The organism is Streptomyces sp. NPDC052773 (assembly GCF_044547145.1).
Taxonomy (GTDB): domain Bacteria; phylum Actinomycetota; class Actinomycetes; order Streptomycetales; family Streptomycetaceae; genus Streptomyces.
The window spans coordinates 531,841-554,253 of the sequence record NZ_JBITZX010000001.1; the positions used below are offsets into that span (position 1 = coordinate 531,841).

The following is a 22,413-nucleotide window of genomic DNA, read 5'->3' on the forward strand; positions in this document are numbered from 1 at the left end:
CCGGTCCCGATTCATCGACGTATCGACAGGATCTTCCATGACTTCCCCTTCCCTCCGCCGTGGCCCGCGCCCGCGTCGCGGCAGGCTGGCCCTGGCCACCGGTGTCGCGCTCCTCGCGGGCGCCCTGACGATGCCCGCGGCCCACGCCGCGCCCGCCGAGGCCGCCACCGCTCCGAGCGGCAAGCGGCTGCACGACGACTTCAACGGCGACGGCTTCCCCGACCTGGCGATCGGCGCCCCCGACAGCACGGTCGGCACCCAGGCCAAGGCGGGCGCGATCAGCGTGCTCTACGGCGCGTCGAGCGGCCTGTCGACCTCCCGCAAGCAGGTGCTGACCTGGCCGGACCGGTCGGGCGCGGAGGCGAAGGCGCGGTACGGCAGCTCGCTCCAGAGCGCCGACCTCGACCGGGACGGCTACGCCGATCTGCTCTCGCACGTCGACCTGTCCGCGGTCAGCCCCCACGAGGGCCGGGTCCTGATGGTCAACTGGGGCGGCCCCAGCGGCCTGTCGGCCACGCCGACCCTGCTGAAGAACCTGCCGGCGGACTACGACGGCACGTTCGCGGCCGGCGACTTCGACGGGGACGGCAACCCTGACCTGGCGGTCTCCGGCGACGGAGACCGGGGGACCGTGGGCGGCGGCACGGTGCTGCACGGCCCGTTCACCCGCGACGGAGCCGGCGCCCGGGCGGCACGCTTCGACTTCGTCCCCGACGAGCCGTACTACTTCGGCTACGCGTTCGCCGCCGGCGACGTGACGGGCGACCGGATCGCCGACCTCGCCGTCCACATCCACTTCATGGACGGCGACAGCGGCACGGGCGCCATCGCCCTGCTGGTCGGCGGCCCCTCCGGGTTCACTTTCAAGGGCGTGCTCAAGGACGCCCAGAACCGGATCATCCAGGGCGACGACCTGGAGATCGGCGACCTGAACAAGGACGGCTACGGCGAGATCGTCGCCGGTCACTCCACCGACGGCACCGACTACGACCTCGACCTGCCGGTCAAGGGCGGGGCCGTCATCGTGACCTACGGCGGCCCGGACGGCGTGTCCACCACCCGCAAGCCGGTCTACATCAACCAGGACACGCCGGGCGTGCCCGGTGTGGGGGAGTGGCGCGACGGCATGGGCTCGGCCCTGTCCATCGCCGACACCGACGGCGACGGCTACCAGGACGTCGTCACCGGTCTGCCGGGCGAGGACTTCGACGGCCTGACCGACGCGGGCAGCGTGCTGGTCCTGCGCGGCAGCGCGAACGGCCTGACGGGCACCGGCGCCAAGTCGTTCAGCCAGAACACCGCCGGGGTGCCCGGCACGGCCGAGAAGGGCGACCGGTTCGGCGCGGAGACCGCGCTGCTCGACGCCGACCAGGACAAGCGGCACAGCCTCGTCGCCGCCGCCCCGGCGGAGAACGCGAACAACGGCTCCGTCTGGCACTTCTCGGCCACCTCCACGGGCATCACCGCGAGCGGTTCGACCACCTTCGGCGGGGCCACGCTGGGCGCGCCCTCGACCGGGGCCCGGTTCGGCGCCTGGCTCGCGGAGTGACGGCCGCGCGGCACGCGATTTTCCGTACGAGACCCAGGAGAGCGGAACAGATGACCCAACGCAGCACGATCCGGCGCGCCGGCCTCGCCGTCGTCCTCGCGGTGACCGGTGCGGTCGCCGTCCCGGCGGCCCAGGCCACGGCCGCCGAGCCGTCGGCCGCCGTCGAACTGAGGGACGACTTCAACGGCGACGGCTACGCGGACCTCGCGGTGGCGGCGCCGGAGGCGACCGTCGACGGCAAGACGAAGGCCGGGTTCGTCGCCGTGCTGTACGGCAGCGCGAGCGGGCTGAACACGGCGACCAGGCAGGTCTTCACCCAGAACACCGCGGGCATCCCGGACGCCGCCGAGGTGGACGACCGGTTCGGCGACGCCGTGACCACCGCGGACCTCGACGGGGACGGGTACACCGACCTGGTCGTCGGCGTGCCCGGCGAGGACACCGTCCCCGGCGTCGACTCCGGGATGGCGCAGGTCGTCTGGGGCGGCGCGCAGGGCCTGTCGGGCGGCGCCACGGTGGTGACCGGAGACTCGGCGTACGACGCCGTGGGCGACAAGGGCCGCCTGGCCGCCGGGGACTTCGACGGCGACGGCGCGACCGAGCTGGCGACCGTCGACGACTACTGGAAGCTGCGCCAGACAGAGGGCCCGTTCCGGCGGGACGGCTCGACGAGCGGCGGGGAGCGGTCCGTCACGGACGACTCCGACCCCCGCTACCTGGACATGGCGACGGGCGACGTCAACGGCGACGGCGTCCTCGACCTGGTGGCGACCGCCCACCACGGCGACGAGTACGACGCCCGGCACATCAAGGTCTGGAAGGGCACCCCGGAGGGGCTCGCCGCGCCCGAGGTCGTGGTGAACACCCGGGGCTACGCGTTGCAGGGCGGGGAGTCCCTCGACCTCGGCGACGTCAACGGCGACGGCATCGACGACGTGGTCGTCGGCCGCCCGGTCGACGGCTACGACAGCGACGTCGACCTGCCGCTCGCCAACGGTGGCATGGTCACCTTCGTGCCGGGCACCGCGAACGGGCCCGACGGCACCAAGGCGCAGATCCTCAACCAGGACAGCGCGGGAGTCCCCGGCGCCGCCGAGGCCGACGACGCCTTCGGCAGCGACGTCTCGGTCGCCGACGTCAACGGCGACGGCTACGCGGACGTCTCCGCGGGCGTCCTCGGCGAGGACTACGACGGTCTCACCAACCCCGGTTCCGTGGTCGTGCTGCGCGGCGGCGCGAGCGGTCTGACCGGCACCGGTGCCGTGTCGTACAGCCAGGACACCGAGGGTGTGCCGGGTGCCGCGGAGAGCGGTGACCTGTTCGGCTGGGCGACCCGGCTGCTCGACGCCAACGGGGACGGCCGCGCCGAACTGGCCGTGGGCGCGCCGGGGGAGAACGCCAACTCCGGTTCGGTGTGGGTGTTCAAGTCCACCTCCGCCGGAGTCACCCCGACCGGCTCGGTCACCTTCGGGCACGGCACCCTGGGCACGGTGGCGGCCAACGCCAAGCTGGGCTCCGAGTTCGGCCACTGACCTACCCTGCTTCACGAACCCGTCGCGGCGAGGGCGCATCTTCCTCCCCGCGGCGGGTTTTCTTCCCCGTACGCCCCTCCATTTGTCTCCCCATTTGTCATGCACGCGCATCCTCGCGTTCAGCGCGCGGACCGACCGGACAGAGAGCTTCCGGAGTGTCCAAGAGGCCGCTGTGGCAAGGGAGTTCCCGCGATGACCGGAGTGACCCGTCCAGGACCCGCACCCGCGTCCCCCGACCGACGCCGTTTCCTGACCGCGGGCGCCGCCGTGCTCGGCGCCGCCGCCTCCGCGCAGCTGTGGCTGCCCGCCGCCGCGCGGGCCGCCGAGTCCCCGCTGCCCGACGGTGTGTTCAGCCTCGGTGTCGCCTCCGGCGACCCGCTGCCCGACGGCGTGGTGCTGTGGACCCGGCTCGCCCCGGACCCGCTGAACGGCGGCGGCATGCCCGACCGGGTGGTGCCCGTGGAGTGGGAGATAGCCGAGGACGAGCGGTTCGCGAGAGGCCTGCGCCGGGGCGCCGCCCAGGCCCGGCCCGAGTACGGGCACAGCGTCCACGTGGACGTCCGCGGCCTGCGCCCGGGCCGGACGTACTGGTACCGCTTCCGGGCCGGCGGGCAGCTCTCGCCCACCGGCCGCACCCGCACCGCCCCGCCCCGGCACAGCTCCGGCGGCTCCGTGCGGATCGCCCTCGCCTCCTGCCAGAACTGGCAGCACGGCTGGTTCACGCCGTACGCCGACATGCTTGCCCAGGACCCCGACGTGGTCCTCTTCGTCGGCGACTACATCTACGAGTCGGTGCCGTCGGCGACGGCGCTGCGCCGCCACGAGGGGACCGGGGAGCCGTACACCCTCACCCAGTACCGCAACCGGTACGCCCAGTACCGCACCGATCCCGACCTCGCGGCGATGCACGCGAACGCGCCGTTCGTGGTCACCTTCGACGACCACGAGGTCGACAACGACTTCGCCGGCGAGATCCCGCAGGACCCCGCCAAGCAGCCGCACGACGCCTTCGTGGCCCGGCTGACCGCCGCCTACCAGGCGTACTACGAGCACATGCCGGTCCGCGCGACCGCGATCCCGAACGGCCCCCACATCCGGATGTACCGCCGCCTGGAGTTCGGCCGCCTCGCCCGGCTGAACGTGCTCGACACCCGGCAGTACCGCAGCGACCAGGCCACCAGCCAGGCCGGAGCGATGGACCCGTCGCTCACCATGCTCGGTGCCGAGCAGAAGCGCTGGCTGCTGGACTCCCTGCACCGCTCACCGGCGCGCTGGAACCTCATCGCCTCGCAGATCATGATGGCCGAGACCGATCTGCTGGTCGGCGAGGGCAAGCAGTGGTTCTACGACGCCTGGGACGGCTACCAGGCCGAACGCAACGAGTTCCTGAAGGAGTTCCGTCGCGTGCGCAACCCGGTGGTGCTCACCGGCGACCGCCATCTGACGATGGTCAGCGACCTCAAGGAGGACTTCGCCGACCCGGACTCCGCGGTCGTCGGCGCGGAGTTCGTCGGCACCTCCATCTCCAGCAACGGCGACCAGGACCAGGCCGCCTTCCACCGCGAGTGGGACCCGCGGCTGCCGGACAACCCGCACTGGAAGCTGCTCGACGCGCACCGCGGTTACCACCTCTTCGACGTGCGCCGCGACCGTATCGACGCCCAGGTGCGCGTCGTCGACACCGTGCGCCGGCCGCAGGCGACCCCGAGCACGCGGGCGCGGCTGCGGGTGGAGGCCGGACGACCCGGCGTCCACCTGGTCTGAGCCCGCCTCGCCCCTCTCCGGGAAACGCCCCGGGACCACCGGTCCCGGGGCGTTTCGCGTCGGCTCCGGAATCATCCCGACACCGAATTGCCGCGCAATCTTGATCTCGAATTCCGCGCCAAAGCGGCTGCCGGGGAGCAGTTGTGAAGATCCGTGGTGGCGGCTGTGTACTTACTCACAGCAAATTCGCGGACCGTGGACCCCTGCGCGGGAACCACTCGCCAATCACCATGCGTACAAGGTAAATGACAGGTTGCGCGCACATATGCGGCAGCGGTCGCTCACCTTGCATCGCGGTAACCACAAGTGGGAGCATTTCCAGGTTCCCAGTCGCCACAAGGTAGGTCACCTGTGTCCCAGCACATAGCCAAGCCCCGTACCACCGCAGTGATCCTGGCCGGTGGAACCGGTCAGCGTGTGGGTCTGTCGATCCCCAAGCAGCTGCTGAAGATCGCCGGCAAGGCAGTCATCGAGCACACCCTGACCACCTTCGAGAAGGCCGACTCCATCGACGACATCATCGTCCTGATGGCGCCGGGCTACGTGCCGGACATCGAGAAGATCGTCGCCAAGGCCGGGTTCACCAAGGTAACGAAGATCATCGAGGGCGGCTCGACGCGGAACGAGACCACCGAGCGCGCCATCGCCGCGCTCGGCGAGGGCCTGGCCGAGGGCGAGGACCTGAACGTCCTCTTCCACGACGCCGTCCGCCCGCTGCTCTCCCAGCGCGTCATCGACGACTGCGTCGCCGCCCTGGAGCGCTACCAGGCCGTCGACGTCGCCATCCCGTCCGCGGACACCATCATCGTGACCCGCACCCACGGTGAGGACGGCGAGTTCATCACCGAGATCCCGGACCGCTCCCGGCTGCGCCGCGGCCAGACGCCGCAGGCCTTCAAGCTGTCCACCATCAAGCGGGCCTACGAGGTCGCGGCCGGCGACCCCAACTTCCAGGCGACGGACGACTGCTCGGTCGTGCTCAAGTACCTGCCGGACGTGCCGATCCACGTCGTCGCGGGTGACGAGTACAACATGAAGGTCACCCAGCCCGTCGACGTCTTCATCGCCGACAAGCTCTTCCAGCTCGCCTCCACCGCCGCGCCCGAGCAGAACGGCGAGGAGGCCTACCGCGAGCTGCTGACCGGCAAGACCGTCGTGATCTTCGGCGGCTCCTACGGCATCGGCAAGGACATCGCCGAACTCGCCGAGTCCTACGGCGCGACGGTCTACGCCCTCGGCCGCTCCACCACCGGCACCCACGTGGAGAACCCGGAGGAGGTCGACGACGCGCTGTCCAAGGCGTACGCGGAGACCGGCCGGATCGACTACGTCGTCAACACCGCCGGCGTGCTGCGCATCGGCAAGCTGGCCGAGACCGACAACGCCACCATCGAGGAGGCGCTGAAGGTCAACTACCTGGCCCCGGTGCAGATCGCCCGCTCCTCGTACAAGTACCTGGCGGAGACCAAGGGCCAGCTGCTGCTGTACACCTCCAGCAGCTACACCCGCGGCCGCGCCGAGTACAGCCTCTACTCCTCCACCAAGGCCGCCATGGTGAACCTCACCCAGGCGCTCTCCGACGAGTGGGCCGCCGACGGCATCCGCGTCAACTGCATCAACCCCGAGCGCACCGCGACGCCGATGCGCACCAAGGCCTTCGGCCAGGAGCCCGCGGGCAGCCTGCTCTCCTCCGAGGCCGTGGCCCGTACCTCGCTCGACGTGCTGCTGTCCGAGCTGACCGGCCATGTCATCGACGTCCGCCAGCAGGACCCGACGGCCGCCGCCGGCAAGGCCTCCGGCTTCGAGCAGGCGCTGGCCTCGGTCCTCGACCGTCAGAGCGGCATGTAACATTCATCAGTAAATAGGTGCGGAATTCAGGCCTCTGTGCGCTTCCATTAGCGGAGCATTCACAGAGGCCTGAATCCGTAGTCGACAAAACCGGCATCCCCTCCCAGAGCAGGTTTTTCTCCGTGATTTCCACCGCTATACGCGTCGCCCGGGTGGGCAGCGCGGCCGAGCTGGCCGCGGCGGTCCTGGTGCTGCTGGGTTTCCCGGCGCTCATGCTGGCCGCGCTCGTCCCGAGCGTCCCCGCCTTCGCGGCCGCGGCAGCCGTGACGTACCTGGCGGACCACTATCTGCACCGCAAGGGCAGCTACCTGATCAACCGCCTCAGCAAGGTGCGCGCGGGCCTGTCGATCCGCTTCCTGATCCGGCAGCTGCTGCTGATCCTGCTGCTGGCCCGGCTGTCGCTCTCGGACGACCTGATCTTCTACGGCGCGGTCGCCTGCTTCATCGCCTTCTACGGCCTCCAGGCCCCGCACGGCGCCCTGGTCACCCTGATCCGCAGCCGCCGCCGGATGCCGGTCGCCACCCGCAACGTCGACCTGAAGTCCCGCATCCGCATCCCGGACGCCCCGCCGCGCAAGCTGCTGCACCGCTCCGCGGAGAAGATGCTCCACCTGGACCTCGCCGCGGTCGTCGGCGTGCTGGTCGCCGCCGCCTTCGACGTGCCCGCCGCCGGGTTCGCCGGCGTCGGCCTCACCCTGGTGCTGGGCGTCGGCTACGTCCTCGTGCTCGCGCCGTACGTCCGCGGCCGGAAGATCCCGCCGCGCGCCGAGACCGTGCTGGCCGCCGTCGACGACTGGCTGCGCGAGTACCGCCCGGAGACGGTGCTGTACTTCTCCGGCTCCAAGGACTCCGCGTACCAGGTCAACATGTGGCTGGAGACCATGGAGAACCTGGACTCCAAGCCGCTGATCATCCTGCGCGAGCGGACCATCCTCGACCGCATGGCGCCCACCACGGTCCCCGTCATCTGCGTGCCCGGAGGGGTGCACCTGATGAACATGGACCTGTCCACGGTGCGCGTCGCGCTCTACGCGGCGAACGTCGGCAAGAACATCCACATGCTGCGCGTGCCCACCATGAAGCACGTCTTCATCGGCCACGGTGACAGCGACAAGCTGGCAAGCGTCAACCCGTTCAGCAAGGTCTACGACGAGGTGTGGACCGCCGGCCGGGCCGGCCGCGACCGCTACGCCATCGCCGACGTCGGTGTCCGCGACGAGGACATCGTCGAGGTCGGCCGCCCGCAGCTGGCGCCGATCCAGCCCTGGCGGGGTGTCCCCGAGGGCCGTATCCCGACCGTGCTGTACGCGCCCACCTGGGAGGGCTGGGACGGCAACCCCGGCAACACCTCGATCGTGCTCGCCGGCGAGAACATCGTGAACCGGCTGATCACGGCCGACCCGCCGGTCCGTGTGCTGTACAAGCCGCACCCGTTCACCGGCACCGTCAGCAAGGACGCCAAGGCCGCCCACCAGCGCATCGCCGCCCTGGTCGAGAAGGCCGCCGCCGAGCGCGCCGCCGACCCCCGGTTCACCGTCGACAGCGCCGCCCAGGCCGCCGCGAAGGCCGAGCTGGCCCGGATCGAGGCCCGCCTCGCCGAGCTGACGGGCCGTGGCGGCGAGAAGCGCGACGAGGCCGAGGCGACCCGCGACGGCATCGTCGACGTCGCGAAGTTCCAGGAGATCGCCCGGCTGCGCGCCGAGTGGAACGACGCCTACTGGCGGGCGTTCCCGAGCTGGGAGCACCGGGTCATCACCGGCGCCGAGCCGCGGCTGTACGACTGCTTCAACGTCTCCGACGCGATGGTCTCCGACATCTCGTCGGTGGTCTCCGACTTCATCGCCAGCGGCAAGCCGTACGCCGTCACGGACAGCGCCGAGGTCGGCGTCGAGGAGTTCAAGCGGCAGAACACCGCGGTGCGCGCCGCGGTGATCCTCTCCAACAGCGCCGCCGAGCTGGGCGGGCTGCTGGACGCGGTGCGCGACCCGGCCGCCGACCCGCTGGCGGAGGACCGCAAGGAGCTGAAGCAGTACCTGCTGGGCCCGGACGAGCCGAAGTCCATCGTCCAGTTCAACACCGCGGTGGCGAACCTCGCGCTGAAGTCCGAGACACGCAACCTCGGCCAGCAGACGCGGCTGCTCAAGGAGGCGGTGCCCGGGCAGCGGGTGGCGACCAGTGGTGAGACGGACGGCGTGACGGCCGGCTGAGACCGCCGCTTTCACACTGATCGGCCCCCGGGGGAATGCCCTCGGGGGCCGAACCCGTTTCATGGCCCACGCACTGTGAGGTGGGTCACGAGAGGGTGGATGTGGGGCAACCGCTTGCCGACGCCATCCGTCTACCAGGTAGCTAATAAGGAGATACGGGAGGAATTTCCCGTTGACGAGGGGGAAATGTGCCCGTGACGCAGCCTGATGTCAGCTTGATCATCGGGGCGTACGAAGCCATGCCGTACCTGGTCGAATGCCTCGCGTCCGTCGAGGCACAGACCATCGACCCGGCACGCATGGAGGTCATCGCGGTGGACGACGGCTCCACCGACGGCACGGGGGAGTGTCTGGAGGAGTTCGCCGCCCGCGCGCCCATGCCGGTCACCGTGATCCACCAGGAGAACTCCGGCGGGCCCAGCGGCCCGCGCAACGTCGGTCTCGCCAAGGCGTCCGGGCGGTATGTGTTCTTCCTCGACGCCGACGACCGGCTCGGCCCCGAGGCGCTGGAGCGGATGGTCGCCATGGCCGACCGCAACGGCACGGACGTGGTCCTCGGTCGCGTCGAGGGCGTCAACCGCACGGCGCCGAAGTCGATGTGGGGCAAGACGCTGGAGCGCACCGACGTCTTCTCGTCCAACATCAAGTTCACGCTCAGCGCGCAGAAGCTGTTCCGGCGGGAGTTGCTGACCCGGCACGACATGCGGTTCGACGAGTCGCTGTGGACCGGTGAGGACGCCCTGTTCACCATGGAGGCGTATCTGCGGGCGAACGGCGTCTCCGTCATCGCCGACTACACCTGCTACTACCTGGTGGGCCGCGAGGACGGCAAGCACGTCACCAAGACCGGCAGCTACACCCTGCGCTTCGACTCCGCCCGCGCCCTGATGAAGCTGATCGCCGACATGGTGCCGGCGGGCGAGCGCCGCGACACGCTGATGGTGCGGCCGTTCCTCATCACGCTGCTGCCGCAGTTCGGGCAGAAGTTCCTCAAGGACGGCGAGGAGATACGGCGGCACAAGTTCGAGCTGGCCAAGCCGCTCATGGACGCCTACTGGACGGAGAGCGTCGCCCGCCGCCTCAAGGTCGAGGAGCGGCTGCGGCTGCACATGGTGGCCGAGCAGCGGCCCGACCTCCTGGTGGGCATGCTGGAGTTCCTCAAGTCCAAGAAGCAGGTCCCGGCCGTCCTGGAGAACAAGGGCCGCCGCGTCTACCTGGTCTACCCGTACTTCCGCGACCGCGACACCGGCCTCCCCGACTCCCTCTACCTGGCCGAGCCCCGCGAGGCCCGCGCCTACCAGGGCTACCGCGAACCCACCGCCACCGCCTCCCTCTTCCACCGCGCGCTCCGCAAGGCCCGCCGGATCGTCCGCGGTTCACGCCGCCCGGGCGGGAAGAAGACGGCGGCCGTCTAGCACCGCGACGGCGGCAGGGCCGGCCTCCCGCGTCGCGGGGCCGGCCCTGCCGCCGTTCACACCGCGGGGGGTCAGCCGCGCCCCGCCCCCAGCGCCCGCCGCAGCGGGCGGCCCACCACCCGGCGGGCCCGCCGGTAGACGGAGGTGGCGCCGGTCGCGGTCGCCTTGCCGCCGGCCTTGGCCAGGTCCTTCTTCAACCGGGCGTTCTCCGTGGCCAGTTCGGCCATACGGCTCTGCAGCCAGCCGAAGCGGGCGCCGAGCGCGGCCGGATCCGCGTCGTTCCACGGGCGGATGCCGGGCGGGAAGGAGAGCGCGCCCATCCGGGCGTCGAAGGCCGCGCCGCCGTCGCCGTGGGTGAAGGTGTTCTCCAGGCCGTTGCGGGTGAGGAACGCCGTGAACCGGTCGAACCGCTCCTGATGGCCGTTCAGCAGCGGCCCGAAGTTTGCCTCCTCGTACAGCGTCGCCGGGTCCAGGTCCGCCGGGAGCTTGTCGATCCGCCGGTGCGGGATCTCGAAGTACCGGCACAGCTCCAGCGTCCGGGAGTCCGCGCACAGCACGGTCGCCGGCGTCCCCGCGAGCAGCGCGGCGATGTTGCCGTGGATCCGGGAGCCGAAGGAGAAGTCGAACCCGCGCAGATCGTCGATCCAGGTGACCGGGTCGATGTAGACCCGCACCTTGTCCTCCCGGTACATCGGGTGGTCGGGATGCGTCGGCATCGCCGTCACCAGGGCGTTCGGGTCGGACAGGTCCCGCCAGTGCAGCTGCCGGGCGTCGCTGAGGTTCTGCCCGATGAACCGCAGGTGCGGATAGCGGGCGTGGGTGCGGGCGATGACCTTGTCCAGGCCCTGGGACTTCACCGCGCTGTGCGAGCCGTTGATCGCGACCCGGGACTCGGGCGTCAGCTCCGGCACCCGCTTGCGGACGTCGAGGTCCTTGCCGTACAGGAACAGCGACGGGCAGCCGATGACCTCGACGTCCCGGAAGCCCAGGTCCTTGAGGTACTGCTCGGTGAACTCGCCGCGCACCCCGATCGACGCGCTGCGGTCGAGCACCGCCGAGACGAACTCACGGACCACGGGCTCCAGGGGCTTGAGCCGCGCGGTGTTGTAGTTCAGCCCGGCCTGCGCGCCGACGCCCAGGACCACCACGGGGATCTTCAGCCTGCTGATCAGCCGGGTGAGCTGCTTCAGCCCGTTCTCCCAGGAGGGGCGGAACGCGTTGGCGAGCGGCACGACGAAGGCGTCGTACTCCTCGTTGATCCGCGCGGCCTCGGACGCCGCCATCCGCATGCCGTTGGAGACGACCTCGGTCCCGGGTGTCTCGAGGATCTTGTGGGAGGCGTCGCTGAAGATCAGGTTCCCGGAGTTCGTCGCGATGACGTTCCGGTCGATGGCCTCCTCGATGGAGAGGGCTTCGTACGGGCTCTTCCCCGATCGGAGGAGGATGCGCCGGGGGCGCTGCGGGCGGTCTTCTACTACTGGCACGGTATTCAACTTATGTTTGCGGAATCATCAATTTCTATAAGCAACCAGTACAACCTTTTTGTCGTACGCGGGACGTGAGCGCCGCCTCACGGACCGTCCCCGGCCGCACGTCCGTCTGCTGGACCGGTGCGCGGGGGCCGACCCGCTTCGCGTAGATTGCCGGGCGGGGCAGCCGAACCTACGCGAGGGGACAGACAGCAAGGTGGCAGGGGCAAGGCAGGCCGTGCGCGAGGCCCGCAGGATCGTCGTCAAGGTGGGTTCCTCGTCGCTGACCACCGCCTCGGGCGGACTGGACGCCGACCGGGTGGACGCGCTCGTCGACGTCCTGGCGAAGGTCCGCAGCGGAGGGGAGAAGGAGATCGTGCTGGTCTCCTCCGGTGCCATCGCCGCCGGGCTCGCCCCGCTGGGGCTGCGCCGCCGCCCCAAGGACCTGGCCCGCCAGCAGGCCGCCGCCAGCGTCGGCCAGGGCCTCCTGGTGGCCCGCTACACCGCCTCCTTCGCCCGCTACGGCGTCCGCGTCGGCCAGGTGCTGCTGACCAGCGACGACATGAGTCGCCGGGCCCACCACCGCAACGCCTCCCGCACCCTCGACAAACTGCTCGCGATGGGCGCCTTCCCGATCGTGAACGAGAACGACACGGTCGCCACCGACGAGATCCGCTTCGGCGACAACGACCGGCTCGCCGCCCTCGTCGCCCATCTCGTCCACGCCGACCTGCTCGTCCTGCTCTCCGACGTGGACGGCGTCTACGACGGCGACCCTGGCAAGCCCGGCACCTCGCGGATAGCGGAGGTGCGCGGGCCCGAGGACCTCGCGGACGTGGAGATCGGCAGCGCCGGAAAGGCCGGGGTCGGCACCGGCGGCATGGTGACCAAGGTCGAGGCCGCCCGGATCGCCGCCGCCGCGGGTATCCCGGTGGTGCTGACCAGCGCGATCCACGCGGCCGACGCGCTCACCGGCCAGGACACCGGCACGTACTTCCACCCCACCGGCAAGCGCTCCGCCGACCGGCTGCTGTGGCTCCAGCACGCCTCCACCCCGCAGGGCGCGCTGACCCTGGACGACGGGGCGGTGCGGGCCGTCGTGGAGCGCCGCAAGTCGCTGCTGCCCGCCGGGATCGCCGGCGTCGAGGGCGACTTCAGCGCCGGCGATCCGGTGGAGCTGCGCGACGGCGCCGGGCGCGCGGTGGCGCGCGGGCTCGTCAACTTCGACGCCAAGGAGATCCCCCGGCTGATCGGCCGCTCGACCCGGGAGCTGGCCCGCGAGCTGGGCCCGGGATACGAGCGCGAGGTCGTCCACCGGGACGACCTCGTCCTCCTGCATCCCTGACGGCACCTGACGGCACCTGACGACACCCCGGCGGTTCCGTGACCGCATCCGCACGAAGCGTAAAGACATCCGTACGGGCGGCCGGATTGCGGTGAATCGTCCGCCTCGGGCGGTGGACGTTCCGTAAAAGTGCCACACGATCACTCGCGGACTGCTCAACTTTGTGTCGAGGGGGCAGTTCCGTCACGTGTGAAGGAGGCCGTCGTGAGACGAGTACGCCCTGGGGCGACGGCGTCCCGCGGTGGTGCCGGCTCCCGCTCGGCCGGTGCGGACCGGGCTCCGCTGACCAGCGTGGCGGCCGGGGACCGCTTCGAGGGCGAGGAGCCCGCCGACCTGCCCCGGCTGTGGCACGTCACCCTCAGCGTCTCCGGCGCGGCCGCCCCGCTGACCGAGGTCCGGCGCGCCCTGGAACAGCTCGCCCACGACCACCCCTTCCTGCTGACCAGCCGGTACGCCGTGGACCACGCCGAGATCCGCTACTGGGAAGAGGCCCGCGACCTGCACGACGCGGCGGCCGTGGCGCTGCGCCTGTGGGGCGAGCACCGGCAGTCCGCCGGGCTGCCGCCCTGGGAGATCGTCGGCCTGGAAGTCATCGACCGGGCCACCTACCACCAGCGGATCGCCGAGGGCTACGGCCCGCCCCCGGCGAGCCCGGTCGGAGTCCACCCGTTCTGACCCCCTTTGCTCACGTCTCAGGGGCGCTCCGATCCCGTCTCGGGGTGTGGAACGGGCGAGGAACCGGCCGGTCCGGCGCACTACCCTTCCCTCATGACCACGCTCTCGCCGTACGACTCGATGTCCCCGGTCACCCAGGCCGCCTACCGCGCCAAGGCCGCCGCCGCCGACCTCGCGCCGCTGCCGCGGTCCGTGAAGGACGACGCGCTGCTCGCCATCGCGGACGCGCTGGAGGTCCGGACGAGCGAGATCGTCGAGGCCAACGCCCAGGACGTGGCCAAGGCCCGGGAGAACGGCACCAGCGAGGGCATGATCGACCGGCTCACGCTCACCCCGGAGCGGGTCCGCGCCATCGCCTCCGACGTGCGCGACGTGGCCGCGCTGCCCGACCCGGTCGGCGAGGTGGTGCGCGGCGGGACCCTGCCCAACGGCATCGACCTGCGCCAGATCCGGGTGCCGCTCGGCGTCGTCGGGATCATCTACGAGGGCCGCCCGAACGTGACGGTCGACGCCGCCGCCCTGTGCCTGAAGTCCGGCAACGCGGTGCTTCTGCGCGGCTCGTCCTCGGCGTACCGGTCGAACACCGCTCTGGTCCGCGTGCTGCGCGACGCCGTGGGCGGCGCCGGGCTGCCCGCCGACGCCATCCAGCTGGTCCCCGGCGAGAGCCGCGACAGCGTGCGCGAGCTGATGCGGGCCCGCGGCCTGGTCGACGTCCTCATCCCGCGCGGCGGCGCCTCCCTGATCAACACGGTCGTCCAGGAGTCCACCGTCCCGGTCATCGAGACCGGCACCGGCAACTGCCACGTCTACATCGACGCGCAGGCCGACCTCGACATGGCCGTCGAGATCCTGATCAACTCCAAGGCCCAGCGGGTCGGCGTCTGCAACGCCGCCGAGACCCTGCTGGTCCACCAGGACATCGCCGCCGAGTTCCTGCCGCGCGCCCTGGACGCCCTCGCGGACGCCGGGGTCACCGTGCACGCCGACGAGCGGGTGATGGCGTACGCCAAGGACTCCAAGGCGGCGGTGGTCGAGGCCACGCCGGAGGACTGGGAGACCGAGTACCTGTCGTACGACATCGCCGCGGCGGTCGTCGACTCCCTCGACAAGGCCGTGGAGCACATCCGGCTGTGGACCTCCGGGCACACCGAGGCCATCGTCACCACCTCGCAGCAGGCGGCCCGCCGGTTCACCCAGCTGGTCGACTCCACCACGGTCGCCGTGAACGCCTCCACCCGGTTCACCGACGGCGGCCAGTTCGGGTTCGGCGCCGAGATCGGCATCTCCACGCAGAAGCTGCACGCCCGCGGCCCCATGGGCCTGCCCGAGCTGACCAGCACGAAGTACATCGTCACCGGCGACGGGCACGTACGGCGCTGAGGCGCACGACCCCGGCGTGCGCCGCCCCGCACGCGATCCGGCAGGGGGATGAATTTCCATACCGTCTGCCCAAATTGACCCCCCAGGTCTACTCTGGTTCCGTGCCGGAGGACGTGGGGGGTTCGCCGTTCCGTGACGGCTGGGAGCCCGACGACGACCACGACCGCGGGGTGTCGGACGAAGAGTTCGCCTCCGTGGTCTTCGACGAGGCCTTCGTACGCGCGGCCGTGGTGCACGAGCCGACCGCCGTGGAGCGCCTCCTGGCCGCGGCCCAGGCCAGAGCGGAGGCCTCCGAGGCGGAGGCCCGCCGCACCCACGGCCGCGGCGAGCGCTACGACGACGGGTACGGCGGTGACGAGCCGGGCGCTTTCGGTCATGATCCGGACCTCGACGGCCTGGACGATACCGACCTCCTCGACGGCCCGCACGCCGGCACCTACGGCAGGCACGGCCGCTGGCACCGCCCCGTCGCCTGGCTGCTCGCCCTGGTGATGGGCGTCGGCATGGTCGCCCTGGCCTTCGCCGCCGTCTACCGCAGCGCCTCCTCGAGCCGCCAGGACCAGGTGCCGCCGCCCGCCTCGACCGGCCTGGAGCAGGGCGGCACGGCCGGCCCCTCGGCCTCCGCGGACTACTCCCGGCCGGCCGTCCCCGCCGTCCCGCGCAGCCCCTGACGAGGGCTCTTTCAGCGGGTGAGTGCCTGTCGGAAGTTGTCCGGTGACGGTGCGTTTACCGCGCTGCCGGGAGACCTACCCTGAAGATATGGGCGGGCCTGGTGACCCACCCGAGGGGACACCCGACGGAGCCCCCAACGGTGCGGACGACGAGTACCGATCCGTCGTGTTCGACGAGTCGTTCGTCCGTGCTGCCCGCCTCCAGGAGTCCTCGGCGCGGGAGCGGCTGGCCGCCCACGCGCCCGCCGTCCGCCGCCTCCCCCCGGCACGCCGCAGGCTGCCCCGGCAGGCCCTGATCCTGGTCCTGCTGATCGCCGTCGCCTTCGGCACCGCGATCTACATGGGCGTACGCCACCCCTACCCGGCCACGCGGACCGCCGGGACGCCCGCCGTGGAACCGCTGCGGATGTCCGTCGTCCCGCTCGCCCCGCGCGGCGCCGTCCCCGGCACCACCGACGTCGAACGGCTGTACGAGGCGAGTCCCGCCGCCGGGTTCCGCGTCGGCGCCGAGGGCATCCCGCTGCCCGCCGCCCGGCGCACCGAGCACTTCTCCGACGGCCAGGTGCTCACCGCCCTCAGCACCGCCAAGGACTACGTCGTCCGCTCCTCGCTCTACCCCGAGGTGATCACCGGCGGCCAGGTCCGGCCCGTGCGGGTGCTCCTCGACCCCGACCAGCTCCACCAGTTCGACCGCAGCTTCGACCAGCCGGCCGCCGACGGACGGCACGCCCCGACCGGCTGGCTGGTCCGCTTCGACCCGGCCGCCGCCGAACTGGCCGACCCGGGGATCCGCGTCCACGGCAGCCTGCGGGCCGAGGAGGCCGACGCGTCCACTCTGGAGGTCACCTCCGACCACACCTTCGTGTACGCGCTGCGACCACCCGGGGCCGGCGCCGCCGCCGAGGCGTCCCTGTTCATCGTCCGCCGCGAGCTGCACTTCCGCTTCGACCGCGACGACCTCCGGCTCCACCAGGCCCAGGTGATCGGGTCCCGGCTCCAGGCCGGACCGCTCTCCTGCTCCGAGGACGCCACCGTACGGCTGCGCCCGCTGCTCGCCGGCCAGACCGCCGAGGAGGGCGGCCCGGCCGGTACCGACCCGTACGCCCTCGACGGCGCCCCGGCCCTGTGCGGCACGCTGGCGGACAGTGCCCAGCCGAGGGTCTAGTCCTCCTTGCCGCTTTCTGGCGTGTCCCCGGACGGCGGGTCCGTGCGCGCCCCCGAGGGGCGGTCCGTGCGCGGCGGCGTGCCCGTGAAGCCGCCCCAGCCGCGCCGCATCCGGTCGCCCAGCTCCCCGGCGCCCCCGGCGATGTCCGTGACCAGCTTCATCAGCGGGTCCTTCGAGCCGCGCACCTCCGAGGCGTAGTGCGCCGCCGACTCGCGCAGCGACTCCGAGATCTTGGTCTCCTTGTCCTCGCCGCGCTTCGGGTAGTGGCCGTCCATGATCCGCTGGTAGTCCCGGGAGGCCGCCCACTTCTTCAGCTCGGCCGCGCGGACCGTGGCGAAGGGGTGGGAGCGCGGCAGCACGTTCAGGATCTTCAGCACCGAGTCGCGCAGGTCGCCGGCCGACTCGTACTCGTCGGCCTGCTCCAGGAACGCGTCCACGTTCATCTCGTGCAGATGGTTGCCGCCCGCCAGCTTCATCAGACCGCGCAGCGAGGCGTGCAGGTCCTGCCCCACCAGCAGGCCCGCGCGGTCCGCGGACAGCTCCGACTTGCGGAACCACTCGCGCAGCGCGGTCACGATCGCCATGACCGCCATGTTGCCGAGCGGGATCCACGCCACCCGCAGGGCCAGGTTCGTCAGGAACAGCAGGATCGTGCGGTAGACGGAGTGCCCGGACAGGGCGTGGCCGACCTCGTGGCCGATCACCGCCCGCATCTCCTCCTCGTCCAGCAGCTCGACCAGCCCGGTGGTGACCACGATGACCGGCTCGTCCATGCCGACGCACATCGCGTTCGGCTGCGGGTCCTGCTGGACGTACATCGGCGGGACCTTCTCCAGGTCCAGGATGTAGCAGGCGTCCCTCAGCATCGTGTGCAGATGCGGGAACTGCCGGTCGGAGACGCGCACCGAGTCGGACAGGAACAGCAGCCTCAGGCTCCGCTCCGGCAGCAGACCGCTGAGCGCCTTGAAGACGGTGTCGAAGCCGCTGAGCCGGCGCAGCGCCACCAGCGCCGAGCGGTCGGCCGGATGCTCGTAGGCCCGGGAGGAGATCTCCGGGAAACGCCGGCGCCGCCTGCCGGGCAGCTGCTCGGATCCGGTCTGCGGGTGGTCGTAGGACATCGGGTCCCCCAGGTGCGTCGGTGTGCCCGGGGCCGGGCGCGCGCCCGGACCGCCGGCCGGTCCGTGCCCCCGAGGCAAGCCCCAGCCTAGGCGGAGTTACCGTGGACGGGCAGCACAGCGAAGGAGCCCCACGTCATGGAGTACAACGCCGCGTCCGCCTGGCTCATGGCCGCCGAGCAGCAGGGGGCCGGGAATCTCCTCCGGGTCGTCCTGGTCGTGATGCTGGTGGGGTGCGTGCTGACCGCCTGGTTCCTGCTCCGGGGGTACAGGCGGAAGGACGACTGAGCGCGCCGGAAGGTTGCCCGACACCGGAGTCGGGGTGATCGCCGCGGAGTCGCCCGCATACGATGGGCCGACATCTTTATCCCGCCCACACGCGATAGGTCCTGACGAAGATGAGCCTCCACACCACCGCCGCCCAGCTGGTCACCCTCGCCTCCGAGGGCGGGGAGCACGGCGGCAACCACGAAAGCCTCAGCCCGCTGCTCACCGGGGGCGGCGCCTTCGTCATCCTGATGCTGCTGCTGTGGGTGACGACCCGCTTCAACCGCGACCGCTGACAGGCGTCGGCGGACAAGGGGCCGACTCCGCCCGCCGGGGCACTCAGGCCGGGCCGGTAGGGTCTGCACGCATGGGGAAGCAGGACATGCCTACCGGTCCGGTGAACGACACGCCGCAGGGCACGCGCGGCGGCGGCAAGCGCCGCCTCGGCGTCATGGGCGGAACGTTCGACCCGATCCACCACGGCCACCTGGTGGCCGCGAGCGAGGTCGCCGCGCAGTTCCACCTGGACGAGGTCGTCTTCGTGCCGACCGGTGAGCCGTGGCAGAAGAGCCACCGCACCGTCTCCCCGGCCGAGGACCGCTACCTCATGACGGTCATCGCGACCGCCGAGAACCCCCAGTTCTCGGTCAGCCGCATCGACATCGACCGCGGCGGCCCCACCTACACCGTGGACACCCTGCGCGATCTGCGCGCGCTCAACCCCGACACGGACCTGTTCTTCATCACCGGCGCCGACGCCCTCGCCCAGATCCTCACCTGGCGGGACACGGAGGAGCTGTTCTCCCTGGCACACTTCATCGGGGTCACCCGTCCGGGACACCACCTGAACGACCCCGGACTCCCCGAGGGCATCGTCTCGCTCGTCGAGGTCCCCGCCCTCGCCATCTCGTCCACGGACTGCCGTGCGCGAGTCGCCAAGGGGGACCCCATCTGGTATCTGGTGCCCGACGGAGTCGTGCGCTACATCGCCAAGCGCGAGCTTTACCGCGGCGAGTGAGCCGAGAGGGGCACCGGTGAACGACCGATACGACGCGGGCTACGGGGGCGAGGACCAGTACCAGCTGGTCGGCTACGACGAGTACGGCCGGCCCGTGTACCAGCAGGTGCAGCAGCAGCCGTACGACCCGTACGGGCAGCAGCAGGCCCCCCAGCAGGGCTACCCGCAGACCCCCCAGGGCTACGGCTACGACCCGTACACCACCGGCCAGCAGCCGCCGGCCCCGTCGTACGACACCTACGACACCTATGACACCTACGGGACCGGTCAGGAGGCCCCGTACGGCTCCTACGACGGCTACGACGCCTACGGCCGGCAGGCCGCCGCCCCCCAGTCACGGGTCGTCGAGCAGACGGCCCACATCCCGCAGCAGGCCGGACCGGCCGATGACGCCGGACCGGCCGATGACGCCGGGCCGGCCGGCGACGCCCCCGCGCGGGACGACGACCGTGACGACCGCGACTACCGCACCGAGCAGTTCGCGTTCGTCGAGGAGCCAGACGGCGACTCCGAGGACGTCATCGACTGGCTGAAGTTCACCGAGAACCGCACCGAGCGCCGCGAGGAGGCCCGCCGCCGCGCCCGCAGCCGGCTCATCGCCCTGGCCGTCGTCCTCGCCCTGTTCGCGGCCGGCGGCGTCGGCTGGCTCTGGTACGCCGGGAAGCTCCCCGGACTGTCCTCCTCCGACGGCACCACCGGCACCACGGCCGCCGCCGGCGCCCAGAAGCGCGACGTGATCGTCGTCCACCTGCACGACACCAAGAAGGGCGGCACCTCCACCGCCCTGCTCGTCGACAACACCACCACCAAGCAGGGCACCACCGTCCTGCTGCCCAACTCCCTCGCCCTGACCGGCGACGACGGCTCCACCACCACCCTCGCCAAGTCCGTCGAGGACGACGGCTCCACCGGCACCCGCGAGGCCCTGGACACCGTCCTCGGCACCTCCATCCAGGGCACCTGGCGCCTGGACACGCCCTACCTGCAGAACCTCGTCGACCTCGTCGGCAACATCGAGATCGACACGAACACCGACGTGCCCGACCCGGAGGCCGAGAAGAAGGGCCAGGCGCCCCTGGTCAACCAGGGCGAGAAGCAGACCCTCAGCGGCAAGATGGCCGTCGCCTACGCCACCTACCGCGCCCCCGGCGAGGCCCCCAACGCCCAGCTGGAGCGGTTCGGGCAGGTCATGCAGGGCGTGCTGCGCAAGATGTCCTCGGACCCCGACGCCGCGACGACCACCGTCCAGACGCTGGCGCAGATCCTCGACCCGTCGCTCACCGACAAGGACCTCGGCACCTTCCTCGCCGCCCTGTCCGACCTCGCCAAGAGCGGCGACTACAAGACCGCGATGCTGCCCGTCCAGACCGACGGCACGCTGACCGCGGAGGCCAGTGACAGCGTCGTCAAGGACGTCCTCGGCGGCACCGCCAAGAGCCCCGACCAGGACGCCGCCGTCCGCGTCTCCGTGCGCAACGCCAGCGGAGTGAAGGACAACACCGAGAAGGCCCGCGTGGTCCTCCTCAACGGCGGCTTCACCTTCCTGGGCGGCGGCACCGCGACCGCCCAGAGCACCTCCAAGGTGCTCTACGCCGAAGCCGCCGACAAGCAGAGCGCCACCGAGGTCGCCAAGACCCTCGGCCTGCCCGAGAGCGCCGTCACCCAGGGCGAGGTGACCTCCAATGCGAACGTGTCGGTCGTCCTCGGCCGGGACTACGCGCCGTAGCACCGCGCGGGCCGCGCGTAATGGCGTGGGGCCCCGTCGGCGGCCGTGAGACCCTGGAAGACAAACGACCGCCGACGGAAAGCCTTGTAGTGACCGCGACCGACCGCTCTCTCGAACTGATCACCACCGCCGCCCAGGCGGCGGCCGACAAGCTCGCCCACGACGTCATCGCCTACGACGTCAGCGATGTGCTGTCGATCACGGACGCCTTCCTGCTGGCGTCCGCCCCCAACGACCGCCAGGTCAAGTCGATCGTCGACGAGATCGAGGAACGGCTCCAGAAGGAGCTCGGCGCCAAGCCCGTGCGCCGCGAGGGCGACCGTGAGTCCCGCTGGATCCTGCTCGACTACGTCGACATCGTCGTCCACGTCCAGCACAGCGAGGAGCGCGTCTTCTACGCCCTGGAGCGGCTGTGGAAGGACTGCCCCGAGATCGAGCTGCCCGAGGACGCCAAGGCGACCCGCGGCAAGGCCGAGGAGCACGCCAAGCTCCAGGCCGCCCAGGAGGAGGCCGCCGAGGCGGCCGGTGAGTGGCGGTGAGCGCCACCGGTGAGGTGACCGCCGGGAATCAGGGCCGGGGCCGCCGCGTCATCCTGTGGCGGCACGGGCAGACCTCGTGGAACGTGGAGCGCCGCTTCCAGGGCACCACGGACGTCGAGCTGACCGAGACCGGCGTCGCCCAGGCGCGCCGTGCGGCCCGCCTGCTGGCCTCCCTGCGGCCCGACGCGATCGTCGCCTCGGACCTGTCGCGCGCCGCCGACACCGCGGCCGAGCTGGCCGCGCTCACCGGCCTCGACGTCACCCTCGAAGAGGGCCTGCGGGAGACCTACGCGGGCGTCTGGCAGGGCCTGACGCACGACGAGATCATCGCCCGGTACGGCGAGGAGTACGCCGCGTGGAAGCGCGGCGAGCCGGTCCGCCGCGGCGGCGGCGAGCTGGAGACCGAGGTCGCCGACCGCGCGGCGCCCGTGGTGCTCCGGCACGCCGAGAAGCTGCCCGAGGACGGCACCCTCGTGGTGGTCAGCCACGGCGGCACCATCCGCACCACCATCGGGCGGCTGCTCGGCCTGGAGGCCCGCCACTGGGAGAGCCTGGGCGGCCTGACCAACTGCTGCTGGTCCGTCCTCGGCCAGGGCGCCCGCGGCTGGCGGCTGCTGGAGCACAACGCCGGCACCCTGCCCGAGCCGGTCCTCGGCGACGACGACTGAGGGGCCGCGGGGCCGTCGTACGGCCGTCGGACGGCCCCTCGGACCCGGATTTCACTTTCC

At 71.5% G+C, this 22,413-nt stretch carries 19 protein-coding genes; 17 read left to right on the forward strand and 2 right to left on the reverse strand.

From position 1 onward, the window contains the following. The first annotated feature begins 37 nt into the window (after positions 1-37). The 6 genes from ACIG0D_RS02500 to ACIG0D_RS02525 all read left to right on the forward strand — a co-directional run bounded on the left by ACIG0D_RS02500 (position 38) and on the right by ACIG0D_RS02525 (position 10,315). Complete coding sequence (locus ACIG0D_RS02500; RefSeq protein WP_399795795.1) at positions 38-1,549, forward strand: FG-GAP-like repeat-containing protein; 1,512 nt, start codon at positions 38-40, stop codon at positions 1,547-1,549. Positions 1,550-1,599: 50 nt separating this feature from the next. Then, a complete protein-coding gene (locus ACIG0D_RS02505) occupies positions 1,600-3,081 on the forward strand; it encodes an FG-GAP-like repeat-containing protein (RefSeq protein ID WP_399795796.1) in 1,482 nt (493 codons plus the stop codon). A gap of 192 nt (positions 3,082-3,273) precedes the next feature. Further along, the gene (locus tag ACIG0D_RS02510; RefSeq protein WP_399795797.1) at positions 3,274-4,845 is read left to right on the forward strand and encodes an alkaline phosphatase D family protein; all 1,572 of its coding nucleotides are present in this window, start codon (positions 3,274-3,276) and stop codon (positions 4,843-4,845) included. A 351-nt stretch (positions 4,846-5,196) separates the two neighbouring features. Further along, complete coding sequence (locus tag ACIG0D_RS02515) at positions 5,197-6,693, forward strand: D-ribitol-5-phosphate cytidylyltransferase (RefSeq protein ID WP_399795799.1); 1,497 nt, start codon at positions 5,197-5,199, stop codon at positions 6,691-6,693. Between the two features lie 152 nt (positions 6,694-6,845). Next, the gene (locus ACIG0D_RS02520) at positions 6,846-8,900 is read left to right on the forward strand and encodes a hypothetical protein (protein WP_399796341.1); all 2,055 of its coding nucleotides are present in this window, start codon (positions 6,846-6,848) and stop codon (positions 8,898-8,900) included. A 188-nt stretch (positions 8,901-9,088) separates the two neighbouring features. Next, on the forward strand, positions 9,089-10,315 hold the full coding sequence (locus ACIG0D_RS02525; protein ID WP_399795801.1) for a glycosyltransferase family 2 protein: 1,227 nt from the start codon (positions 9,089-9,091) through the stop codon (positions 10,313-10,315). 71 nt (positions 10,316-10,386) lie between these two features. Here the strand turns inward: ACIG0D_RS02525 and ACIG0D_RS02530 are convergent, their stop codons facing one another. Next, entirely contained in the window at positions 10,387-11,799 is a 1,413-nt protein-coding gene (locus tag ACIG0D_RS02530; RefSeq protein WP_399795803.1) for a polysaccharide pyruvyl transferase family protein, read from the reverse strand. A 223-nt stretch (positions 11,800-12,022) separates the two neighbouring features. On the opposite strand from ACIG0D_RS02530, the gene proB reads away from it, so the two are divergent. The 5 genes from proB (at position 12,023) to ACIG0D_RS02555 (ending at position 17,020) form a co-directional block, all read left to right on the forward strand. Continuing rightward, positions 12,023-13,129 carry a glutamate 5-kinase gene (proB, locus tag ACIG0D_RS02535; RefSeq protein WP_399796342.1) on the forward strand — a complete coding sequence of 369 codons (1,107 nt, stop codon included), beginning with the start codon at positions 12,023-12,025 and terminating at the stop codon, positions 13,127-13,129. A 204-nt stretch (positions 13,130-13,333) separates the two neighbouring features. After that, on the forward strand, positions 13,334-13,804 hold the full coding sequence (locus ACIG0D_RS02540) for a hypothetical protein (RefSeq protein WP_399795805.1): 471 nt from the start codon (positions 13,334-13,336) through the stop codon (positions 13,802-13,804). Positions 13,805-13,897: 93 nt separating this feature from the next. After that, positions 13,898-15,184, forward strand: a complete 1,287-nt coding sequence (locus tag ACIG0D_RS02545; RefSeq protein ID WP_399795806.1) for a glutamate-5-semialdehyde dehydrogenase — start codon at positions 13,898-13,900, stop codon at positions 15,182-15,184. A gap of 74 nt (positions 15,185-15,258) precedes the next feature. Further along, the gene (locus tag ACIG0D_RS02550) at positions 15,259-15,855 is read left to right on the forward strand and encodes a hypothetical protein (protein ID WP_399795808.1); all 597 of its coding nucleotides are present in this window, start codon (positions 15,259-15,261) and stop codon (positions 15,853-15,855) included. A gap of 88 nt (positions 15,856-15,943) precedes the next feature. Next, on the forward strand, positions 15,944-17,020 hold the full coding sequence (locus ACIG0D_RS02555; protein WP_399795810.1) for a hypothetical protein: 1,077 nt from the start codon (positions 15,944-15,946) through the stop codon (positions 17,018-17,020). Here ACIG0D_RS02555 and ACIG0D_RS02560 read toward each other — a convergent pair. After that, positions 17,017-18,138, reverse strand: coding sequence for a M48 family metallopeptidase (locus tag ACIG0D_RS02560; protein WP_399795811.1), 1,122 nt, complete (start codon positions 18,136-18,138; stop codon positions 17,017-17,019). The genes ACIG0D_RS02555 and ACIG0D_RS02560 overlap by 4 nt on opposite strands. A 135-nt stretch (positions 18,139-18,273) precedes the next feature. Here ACIG0D_RS02560 and ACIG0D_RS02565 point away from each other — a divergent pair, with 135 nt between their 5' ends. The 6 genes from ACIG0D_RS02565 to ACIG0D_RS02590 all read left to right on the forward strand — a co-directional run bounded on the left by ACIG0D_RS02565 (position 18,274) and on the right by ACIG0D_RS02590 (position 22,353). Continuing rightward, positions 18,274-18,423 (forward strand): hypothetical protein, encoded by a 150-nt coding sequence (locus ACIG0D_RS02565; protein WP_365758837.1) that lies wholly within the window; start codon positions 18,274-18,276, stop codon positions 18,421-18,423. Between the two features lie 110 nt (positions 18,424-18,533). Further along, positions 18,534-18,698 carry a hypothetical protein gene (locus tag ACIG0D_RS02570; protein WP_086168791.1) on the forward strand — a complete coding sequence of 55 codons (165 nt, stop codon included), beginning with the start codon at positions 18,534-18,536 and terminating at the stop codon, positions 18,696-18,698. Between the two features lie 71 nt (positions 18,699-18,769). Continuing rightward, positions 18,770-19,420, forward strand: a complete 651-nt coding sequence (nadD, locus tag ACIG0D_RS02575; protein ID WP_365758839.1) for a nicotinate-nucleotide adenylyltransferase — start codon at positions 18,770-18,772, stop codon at positions 19,418-19,420. Between the two features lie 16 nt (positions 19,421-19,436). Beyond that, positions 19,437-21,146, forward strand: a complete 1,710-nt coding sequence (locus ACIG0D_RS02580) for an LCP family protein (RefSeq protein WP_399795813.1) — start codon at positions 19,437-19,439, stop codon at positions 21,144-21,146. Positions 21,147-21,235: 89 nt separating this feature from the next. Next, entirely contained in the window at positions 21,236-21,685 is a 450-nt protein-coding gene (gene rsfS, locus ACIG0D_RS02585) for a ribosome silencing factor (RefSeq protein WP_399795814.1), read from the forward strand. After that, on the forward strand, positions 21,682-22,353 hold the full coding sequence (locus ACIG0D_RS02590) for a histidine phosphatase family protein (protein WP_399795815.1): 672 nt from the start codon (positions 21,682-21,684) through the stop codon (positions 22,351-22,353). The genes rsfS and ACIG0D_RS02590 overlap by 4 nt, the downstream gene beginning before the upstream one ends. The last annotated feature ends 60 nt before the right edge of the window (positions 22,354-22,413 follow it).

What these genes read in the sequence shown, in the direction of transcription:
- ACIG0D_RS02500 (WP_399795795.1), top strand. Translation starts at nt 38, where the DNA reads ATGACTTCCCCTTCCCTCCGCCGTGGCCCGCGCCCGCGTCGCGGCAGG.
- ACIG0D_RS02505 (WP_399795796.1), top strand. Translation starts at nt 1,600, where the DNA reads ATGACCCAACGCAGCACGATCCGGCGCGCCGGCCTCGCCGTCGTCCTC.
- ACIG0D_RS02510 (WP_399795797.1), top strand. Translation starts at nt 3,274, where the DNA reads ATGACCGGAGTGACCCGTCCAGGACCCGCACCCGCGTCCCCCGACCGA.
- ACIG0D_RS02545 (WP_399795806.1), top strand. Translation starts at nt 13,898, where the DNA reads ATGACCACGCTCTCGCCGTACGACTCGATGTCCCCGGTCACCCAGGCC.
- ACIG0D_RS02555 (WP_399795810.1), top strand. Translation starts at nt 15,944, where the DNA reads ATGGGCGGGCCTGGTGACCCACCCGAGGGGACACCCGACGGAGCCCCC.
- ACIG0D_RS02560 (WP_399795811.1), bottom strand. Translation starts at nt 18,138, where the DNA reads ATGTCCTACGACCACCCGCAGACCGGATCCGAGCAGCTGCCCGGCAGG.
- ACIG0D_RS02565 (WP_365758837.1), top strand. Translation starts at nt 18,274, where the DNA reads ATGGAGTACAACGCCGCGTCCGCCTGGCTCATGGCCGCCGAGCAGCAG.
- ACIG0D_RS02570 (WP_086168791.1), top strand. Translation starts at nt 18,534, where the DNA reads ATGAGCCTCCACACCACCGCCGCCCAGCTGGTCACCCTCGCCTCCGAG.
- nadD (WP_365758839.1), top strand. Translation starts at nt 18,770, where the DNA reads ATGGGGAAGCAGGACATGCCTACCGGTCCGGTGAACGACACGCCGCAG.